This is a genomic window from Arthrobacter sp. HMWF013, assembly GCF_003061105.1.
Classification (GTDB): domain Bacteria; phylum Actinomycetota; class Actinomycetes; order Actinomycetales; family Micrococcaceae; genus Arthrobacter.
Window position 1 is genome coordinate 1 of record NZ_QAIQ01000523.1, and the last position, 3,380, is coordinate 3,380.

Sequence of the window (3,380 nt, forward strand, 5' to 3'; positions counted from 1 at the left end):
GCCCGGAGTGAAAGGCTCACGCCGCGGGACTCGATCTCACTGCGCCAAGGCATCCGCCCGGTAACCACGAGTGGCAGCGTCTCATCCACCATGCGCCGGTCCCTCAGCAGGCTGGCCGTCACTTCAGCCAGGGAACGGCCTTCGAGCGACTCGCCGTCACCGAGGCGCCGGAAGGCGGAGACGCCATTGGGGCTCGCGTATTGCACGATTCCCTCGGCATCGAGACGGATCAGCCCGTCGCCAACACGCGGCGCACCACGGCGCGATCCGGTGGGGGACGCGAAATCGGGCCACAACCCCAGTGTTCCCATCCGCAGAAGATCGTAGGCGCACTGCCGGTAGGTCAGCTCAAGGCGGGACGGCATGCGGGAACTGGACAGATCCATGTGGGTGGTCACAACGGCAAGGGTTCGGCCGTTGCGGACCATCGGCACCGCCTCAACACGCAAAGCCATGTCCGTGCTCCAGTTGGTCTCACTGGAGCGTTCGATTGCACGGCTGCCCCAGGCCTTGTCAACCAGCGGTAGCAGGTCCGACCGGATCGGCTCCCCCACGAAGTCGCCGTGGAAGACGGTATGGGTGGTTGACGGCCTGACGTGCGCGAGCGCCACATACCCGTGATCAGGATGCGGGAACCACAGAGCCAGGTCAGCGAAGGCCAGGTCGGCGACCATCTGCCAGTCGCCCACCAGGAGGTGCAGCCATTCAGCATCGCCCGGCCCGAAATCAGCGTGTTCCCTGATGGGGTCCGTAAAGATTGCCACTGCACCTCCAGTTGCGACGCCAGGTTTCCTAGCGTCGGACGATTGACCTCAAGAGCCTCAATGCTACCGACAGTGACGCCATGTCGTCGGACTCAAGTGAGTTCACCTCGTCAAACATGGTTTTCGCCCGGCCCAACTGTTCGGCATTCTGGGTTTCCCAATCCTTCAGCCGTTCCTCCGCGGGGGCACCGGACGCGGTGTTCTCAAGTACCGCCGTCGTCATGTCGGAGGCGGTGGAATAGAGGTCGTCACGCAGCGCGGCCCTGGCCAGCGCCTGCCACCGGTCCTGCCGTGGCAGGCTGCTGATCCGCTCGAGCAGGGAATCGATGTGGAAGCGGTTGAACACGGTGTAATAGACGGCGGCGATCTCTTCCACGGGCTCCTTGCGGGAATGGCCGATCTTGGCGATGTCCAGCAGGACAAAACTCTCGAAGAGTTCGGCCCAGCGGAGCGCCAGGTTTTCCGGAAGTTCCCAGCCACGCGCGTTCTCCAGCCAGCCGGCCACCCGCTCGCGGTCGTCGCCCCGGAGGTAGTCCAGCAGCCGAGCCCGCATCGGATCCATGAGCGGCTTGAACTCGGCCACTGTGTCGGCGATGGGGCGGGACGTGCCGCCTTGCCCCAGAAGCCAGCGGACCGCACGGTCCAACAGACGGCGGATGTCCAGGTGGACAGTGCTCCAGTGTTCGGTGGGGAACGACGCCGGCAGGCTGTTCAGTTCCTCCACCATGGTGTCCAGTTCGTAGATTTCCCGCAGGGCCACGAAGGCCTTGGCCACCGCCACTTCCGTGGCTGATGTCTCCTCCATGGTGCGGAACGCGAACGTGATGCCGCCGATGTTGATCATGTCGTTGGCCACCACTGTGGCGATGATCTCGCGCCGCAGAGGATGGGTGTCCAGTTCGGCGTCGAAGCGCTTCCGGAGCTGCTGGGGGAAGTACGCCCGCAGTGTCTGCCGGAACCAGGGATCGTCGGCGAGATCGCTTTCGCGCAGCGCCGTGGCGAGCTCAATCTTGGCGTAGGCCGCCAGCACTGAAAGCTCAGGTGATGTCAGTCCCTGGCCCTGGCCCAGCCGCTCCCGAAGGGTTTCCGTGCTGGGCAGCGCTTCGAGATCACGCTTCAGGTCCGCCGACTTTTCCAGCCAGTCCATCAGGCGCTCGTAGCTGGGACTCCATTCAGCCACACGCATCCGGTCATTGAGGAGCAGGATGTTCTGGTCCACGTTGTCCTCGAGGACCAGCCGCCCCACCTCCTCGGTCATGGATGCCAGGAAGTCTGCGCGTTCCTCGGGCGACAGTTTGCCGGCCGCCACCATCCGGTCCACGAAGATCTTGATGTTGACTTCGTGGTCGGAGCAGTCCACCCCGGCGGAGTTATCGATTGCGTCGGTGTTCAGGATGACGCCCTGGAGCGCGGCTTCGATCCGGCCCCGCTGTGTCATGCCCAGGTTTCCGCCCTCACCCACCACCTTGACGCGCAGGTCCTTGCCGTCCACACGGATGGCGTCGTTGGCTTTGTCCCCGACGGAGGCATTGGTTTCCGTGCTCGCCTTGACGTACGTCCCGATACCGCCGTTGTACAGCAGGTCGGCCGGCGCCAGCAGTATGGCGCGGAGGAGCTCAGGCGGGCTCAGCTCGGTGGTCGCTTCAGGCAGACCCAGCGCGTTGCGGACCTGCGGCGAGACCGGAATGACTTTGGCCTGGCGGGCATAGACACCGCCGCCCTCGCTGATCAGGGATTTGTCGTAGTCATCCCAGGAGGACCGGGGCAGTTCGAACAGCCGCTGCCGTTCTCCGAAGGAAGCCTCCTCGTCCGGAGCCGGGTCTAGGAAGATATGCCGGTGGTCGAAGGCTGCGAGGAGCCGGATGTGGCGCGAGAGCAGCATGCCGTTCCCGAACACGTCACCCGACATGTCCCCCACGCCCACCACGGTGAAGGGCTGCGTCTGGGTGTCGACGTCGAGTTCGCTGAAATGGCGCTTGACCGACTCCCAGGCACCGCGGGCCGTAATCCCCATGGCCTTGTGGTCGTAGCCCACTGAGCCGCCGGAGGCGAAGGCGTCGCCGAGCCAGAAGCCGTATTCTGCGGCCAGCCCGTTGGCGATGTCCGAGAATGTGGCCGTCCCCTTGTCGGCCGCCACCACAAGGTAGGAATCGTCGTCGTCGTGCCTGACAACGTCCGACGGCGGAACAACAGTTTCCGCCCCGGCGTCGGTGACGAGGTTGTCAGTGAGGTCCAGCAGCCCGCGGATAAAGGTTTTGTAGCTGTCGATGCCCTCAGCCATCCAGGCTGAACGGTCCACGGTGGGATCCGGCAGCTTCTTGGCAAAGAATCCGCCCTTGGCGCCGGTAGGCACGATGACCGCATTCTTGACGGTCTGGGCCTTCACGAGACCGAGGATTTCCGTCCGGAAGTCCTCGCGGCGGTCGGACCAGCGCAGTCCGCCGCGGGCCACCTTGCCGAAGCGCAGGTGGACACCCTCGACCCGTGGGGAATACACCCAGATTTCGAACATCGGGCGAGGGAAGGGCAGCCCTTCAATCCGGGAAGGATCGAGTTTGAAGCTCAGGTGCGGCTTGTCCTGGTAATAGTTGGTGCGAAGCGTGGACTCGATCAGGT

The 3,380-nt window shown here is 64.4% G+C and carries 2 protein-coding genes; both read right to left on the reverse strand.

The annotated features are described in order from the left end of the window. The coding region (locus tag DBR22_RS18255) for a histidine kinase N-terminal domain-containing protein (protein ID WP_181365241.1) at positions 1 to 764 on the reverse strand (764 nt) is incomplete at its 3' end. A 28-nt stretch (positions 765 to 792) separates the two neighbouring features. Then, a partial coding sequence (locus DBR22_RS18260) for an NAD-glutamate dehydrogenase domain-containing protein (RefSeq protein WP_146187565.1) occupies positions 793 to 3,380 on the reverse strand: 2,588 nt, incomplete at its 5' end.